Source organism: Geobacillus sp., assembly GCF_017515625.1.
Lineage (GTDB): Bacteria > Bacillota > Bacilli > Bacillales > Anoxybacillaceae > Geobacillus > Geobacillus stearothermophilus.
Genome location: NZ_JAFWFM010000225.1, coordinates 1 through 5071, shown reverse-complemented (window position 1 = coordinate 5071; position 5071 = coordinate 1). Strand labels below are relative to the sequence as shown.

The following is a 5071-nucleotide window of genomic DNA, read 5'->3' as shown; positions in this document are numbered from 1 at the left end:
TCAAAAAATGGAGGAATCGATCAAAACAGAATTTGATGAAGTCTTTATGATGTATCTGCCGCGTATTTGCGAGCACTGCATTAATCCGGCGTGCGTGTCCTCCTGTCCGTCCGGCGCCATGTACAAACGCGACGAGGACGGCATCGTCCTCGTCGACCAAAACGCCTGCCGCGCTTGGCGGTATTGCGTCACAAGCTGTCCGTACAAAAAAGTGTATTTCAACTGGCAAACGAACAAAGCGGAAAAATGCACGCTCTGCTTCCCGCGCATCGAAGCCGGCATGCCGACGATTTGTTCGGAAACGTGCGTCGGCCGCATCCGTTACATCGGTGTGATGCTGTATGACGCTGACAAAGTGAAAGAAGCGGCGAGCGTCACAGATGAGAAACAGCTGTACCACGCCCAGCTTGATATTTTCCTTGATCCAAACGATCCAGCCGTCGCCGCCGCCGCGAAAGAAGCGGGCATCCCAGACGAATGGATCGCCGCCGCACAGCGCTCGCCGATTTACAAAATGATCGTCGACTGGAAAATCGCTTTGCCGCTGCATCCGGAATACCGGACGCTGCCAATGGTATGGTACATTCCGCCGCTGAGCCCGATCATGAATACGATCGAAGGAAAAGGAAGCCAAGCGAGCGCCGATGACATCTTCCCGGCCATTGATGAAATGCGCATTCCGATCGAATATTTGGCGAATTTGCTGACGGCGGGCGATACGGCGCACATCCGCACGACATTGAAAAAAATGGCGGCCATGCGCTCATACATGCGGGCGAAACAAACGAACAAACAGCCGGACACCCGTCTCATTGAATCGCTCGGCTTAAGCCGTGAAGACATTGAAGAGATGTACCGTTTGCTCGCGATTGCCAAATACGAAGACCGCTTCGTCATTCCAGCATCGCACCGCGAAGAAGTCGCTGACCTCTACGCCGAACAAGGCAGCTGCGGGCTGGCGTTCGCCGGCGGCCCGGGCGCTTGCGGCACGCTGTAAAAGGAGAAAGAAGGCGAGCCCCGCCCCCTTCAATAATGAAATGGAGGATTTACGATGAACAGCGAACAACAACAAACGGTCTTTCTATGTGTATCGTATTTGTTGTCTTACCCGGACGAACAGTGGGCCGAATCGCTTCCTGACTGCCTAGACGCCATCCGCTCGCTTGACGATGAAACCGTCCGCGCGCCGCTTTTGGCAGTGGCCGAACAGCTCGCGGTCACCCCGGCTCGAGAGCGGATGGAGCAATATGTCGAAACATTTGATTTCGGCAAAAAAACGAATTTGTACTTGACGTATATGACAAACGGCGAGCAGCGGGAGCGCGGAATCGAACTCGTTGCCTTAAAAGCGCGCTACGAGGCGGCCGGATTCGCCGTCTCCGATCACGAGCTGCCCGACTACTTGCCGCTCATGCTTGAATGGATGGCCTATGCAGATCAAGAGCATACGACCGCCTTGCTCGCCGATTATGCCGGCCATATCCGCGAAATCGGCGACCGGCTGGCAGCGGCAGGCAGCCCGTATGCACAGTTGTTTGACGCGCTCAATCACACATTCACTCAACTCGGCGTGACGCCGCTCCCGAAAGGAGGTGCAACGGCATGGCCAGCCAATTTCTCTGGGTGATTGTTCCGTATTTAGCGCTTGTCCTATTTGTCGCCGGCCATATTTGGCGCTACCAGCGCGACCAGTTTGGCTGGACATCCAAATCAAGCGAACTGCTTGAAAAACGGCAGTTGCGCCTTGGAAGCCTTCTCTTTCACTGGGGCATTTTGTTCGTGTTTGTCGGCCACGTGATGGGCATTCTCATTCCCAAGCCGTTTTACGAGGCGCTTGGCGTGACAGAAGAGATGTACCACGCCCTCGCCTTGGCAGGCGGCATTCCGGCCGGCTTGGCGGCCTTCGTTGGTTTGTTGATCCTTTTTCGCCGCCGCTTGACGGTCAAGCGCGTACGGACGACAAGCAGCACCGGCGACTGGGTCGCGCTCGGATTTTTGCTTGTCGTGATCGCCAGCGGGTTGTCGTCGACGTTTCTGAACATCGATTCGCACGGGTTTGATTACCGGACGACAATCGGCCCGTGGTTTCGCGGCCTTCTTACGTTCCGTCCGAACCCAGCTTATATGGAAGCGGTGCCGCTTTGGTTTCAGATTCATATTCTCGCTGCATTCGGTTTGTTCGCCGTCTGGCCGTTCACCCGTCTCGTTCACGTATTCAGCTTCCCGCTCCGCTACTTGCAGCGCAGCTACGTCGTCTATCGAAAGCGAATGCCAAAACAAGCAGAGCCGGTCAACCGCGCCAAGTAAGCGAGCGGCGGGCGTCACATCAGGAACCCTAAACTGAACAGGCGGAGGGGGCAACCGATTGCCTAACAGCCGGCCTGTCAACTTTAACGGCGGCGGGAACGAAACAACGTGCGCTTCCGCATACCCTAACGATCATGCATAACAACCGGCCAACAAATGAACCAATAATAAAAAACAGGATGCCCGTCGTTTGGGGCATCCTGTTTTCCATTTGTTACTTAGTTAATGCGCGCAAACAGCTCCTCTTTCTCCGCATCGGACAACAACCGCTCGGCCATCGGGAAGAGCACGTTCTCCTCTTTCATGAAGTGCTCATCCAAAATATGATACGCCTCAATCACCGCGCCGGCAAGCGTCAACGCCTGCCTGCTGTCGATGTTCTCCGGCAGCTGGGCGGTCTTTTCTAAAAACATGGAAAGTCGCGTTTTCGCCTGTTCGTGTTCGTATTCCATAACGGCGATAGGGCCGGTCGTCCGCCCGATGTACCGAGCCATCATTGGGAACAATACGCCTTCTTCCCGCTCCGAATGCGGATCTAGGGCGGCGACGAACGATTCAACTTTTTCTCTCAAATCAGCGAGCGGCTCACGCCAGTTGCGGTCATTTTCCCCGCGACCGATCGCCTCCGCTGCGGCAAGCAGCTGCTCCATTTGGGCGCGCAGCGGGCCGTGTTCTTGTTTTAATTGCGCCAGACCAGCGCATAATTTCACCCCTTCAGGGCCGCCCATATGGCAAAATGAATGCATCATCAATTCCTCCTTTTTATGACCCGTCCGTTGTTTCCATTATACTGTGTGCAGCATCTCCATCGTTGTGAGTCATATCACACCGCCGACAGACAAGCGCAAAAAAAACAGCGCGCTCGCCCCCATGAGCGACGCGCCGTAGCAAATCCCCGCCGAACCGTGCTCGCCATCTGCTGGAATGAGCTTCGTTTCATGCTCGCCCCGCCATTTCATATGAAAAATACATACCCAGTTTTATTATAAGCGGAAAATGTTCGAAAAACTGTGACAAAAAATAAACAGTTTAGCATTTTTGATGAAACACATAATATAAAACATTTAACAAAAAGATGGTCTCTTATATAGCAGGTTGGACAATTGATATAAAACAACCCTCAACAGGGCTTATTGTTGAAAATAACGGGCAAGCGTCACAATCATCGCTCCCATCCGCTCATGTTCCGGGGCGATGACGCGATCGACTCCCTCTTCTTCCAATGCTTCTTTTGTCACTTTGCCAACGGCGCAGGCCACGACATCGGTGCGAAACGCGTCAAAGAGCGGTGCGATCTCTTTTTTCTCGCGGGCGAACGAAAAGAAAAAGCGGACTTGCATCGCCGATGTAAAACAGACGGCATCGACTTCGCGCCCGACGATTTCTTTATACAATGTCGCCAGTGTCTCCTCATCCGGAGCGATATGCCGGTATGGCAACAATTCCGTATACAAAGCGCCTTGTTCAAGAAAAAACTGCTTCAAGGCTGGCGCGGTATCGCCGTACAGCTGTACAACAACGTTTTTTTCCGCAAAGTCGTGCCCATAAAGAGCAGCAATCAACCCTTTCGTCGTCCCGTCCTCGCTTGCGGCCACCGGGGTGACGCCGATTTGTTTCAACGCCGTCACCGTTTTATAGCCGCGGGCAGCCACGTTCGCTTCCTTGATCGTTCGATGCCATTGAGCAGCCATTCCCTCCCGGTCGGCCGCTTCCAACAGCGCCTCAAAGCCGATTCCCGTCGTAAATACGATCCAGTCCGGCCGCATGGCGATGACGGTTCGCATTTCCTCTCCCAGTTCGCTTCCCTTTGAAAAGACGGTCCCTTGCGCCGGACGAATGATGGCCGTTCCTCCTTGCTTTTCAATAAGCGTTGTCATTTCGTCCAGTTTGCGTGACGCGCATAAGGCAATCCGTTTGCCATGCATGTCCCTTCCCCCTTATGGTCAGTCGTTCGTCCTTTCCATTCTAAAAGATGGTCTTTGCCTATGCAACAAAAACCATTCCGCTCCCTGGCACATCGCAACGCGAATGCCGCCTTCCTTGGGTATAGAGCCCAGCGCAACAGAACAGACCGCAGGCAGAAACAGCCGACCACCATCAAAAAAACACGCGTCCAAAGACGCGTGCCCTCCGTTCAACGAGTATGTACCATGGCCTCTTCTCCCCGACGGTCAAAGGAACCGATGATGCGCTTCGGCTCGACGGAAATGAGCCGGTCCAACGGAATGTTCATTAGACGCATTTGCCGGTTGTAAACAAACAGTTTGCGCGTGTCCTGATACAGCTTGACCGGCAGCACGACCGCTTCCCCTTGATAGGTTTTTACACGCACCGGCTGCTTCTCGGCAATCCACGCCGACAGCTGTTCATACCATTCCATTCTGATTGTTCCCCCTTCTCATCCGATCCTACTTATGATTGTGAACTACCCCCACTTAATTTTCTAGCGAAAATTTGAAGTGGGGCCTTCCAAAGAAGTTTGACTGCTTCAAGCAATCCTTATTCTTTGAGGCGTGTCCACTTCGCCGCTAGAGCATAAGACACTCAGGTCTACAGCTTTACTTTTCTTTAAGATGTTTAATGCGCCATTGACATCAGCATTAATTAGTTTGCCAGACTTTGTTCGATATAAGCCGCGCTTAATACGTTTGCCGCTGAACTTATATTCTTTTGGATTGTCGGCATTATATTCAGGAATCTCATCGCCGTCAAAAAAGCTGGCTTGAGACGTATAGGATTCTTCCTGTTTCAGGAATTCAATGCC

The 5071-nt window shown here is 53.1% G+C and carries 6 protein-coding genes and 2 pseudogenes; 3 read left to right on the top strand and 5 right to left on the bottom strand.

What is annotated here, in order from left to right:
• The 3 genes from narH to narI all read left to right on the top strand — a co-directional run.
• Positions 1–997 (top strand): nitrate reductase subunit beta (gene narH, locus IKE44_RS13220; protein ID WP_287466152.1); only part of this gene is annotated, 997 nt, incomplete at its 5' end.
• Between the two features lie 54 nt (positions 998–1051).
• Positions 1052–1627, top strand: a complete 576-nt coding sequence (narJ, locus tag IKE44_RS13215; protein WP_014195921.1) for a nitrate reductase molybdenum cofactor assembly chaperone — start codon at positions 1052–1054, stop codon at positions 1625–1627.
• Positions 1603–2307: a respiratory nitrate reductase subunit gamma gene (gene narI / locus IKE44_RS13210; protein WP_121678249.1), complete on the top strand. Its 705-nt coding sequence runs from the start codon at positions 1603–1605 to the stop codon at positions 2305–2307. Before narJ ends, narI begins: the two co-directional genes overlap by 25 nt.
• Positions 2308–2525: 218 nt before the next feature.
• On the opposite strand, the gene IKE44_RS13205 is transcribed toward narI, so the two are convergent.
• From IKE44_RS13205 to IKE44_RS13185, 5 genes and pseudogenes are all read right to left on the bottom strand, one after another.
• A complete protein-coding gene (locus IKE44_RS13205) occupies positions 2526–3053 on the bottom strand; it encodes a hemerythrin domain-containing protein (protein ID WP_020278823.1) in 528 nt (175 codons plus the stop codon).
• Positions 3054–3170: 117 nt separating this feature from the next.
• Positions 3171–3266, bottom strand: a pseudogene (locus tag IKE44_RS13200) (pyruvate synthase alpha chain); the annotation flags it as partial.
• A 171-nt stretch (positions 3267–3437) separates the two neighbouring features.
• Positions 3438–4232: a uroporphyrinogen-III synthase gene (locus IKE44_RS13195; RefSeq protein WP_068896110.1), complete on the bottom strand. Its 795-nt coding sequence runs from the start codon at positions 4230–4232 to the stop codon at positions 3438–3440.
• Positions 4233–4441: 209 nt separating this feature from the next.
• Complete coding sequence (locus IKE44_RS13190) at positions 4442–4687, bottom strand: hypothetical protein (RefSeq protein ID WP_053532846.1); 246 nt, start codon at positions 4685–4687, stop codon at positions 4442–4444.
• A gap of 108 nt (positions 4688–4795) precedes the next feature.
• Positions 4796–5071, bottom strand: a pseudogene (locus tag IKE44_RS13185) (RNA-guided endonuclease TnpB family protein); the annotation flags it as partial.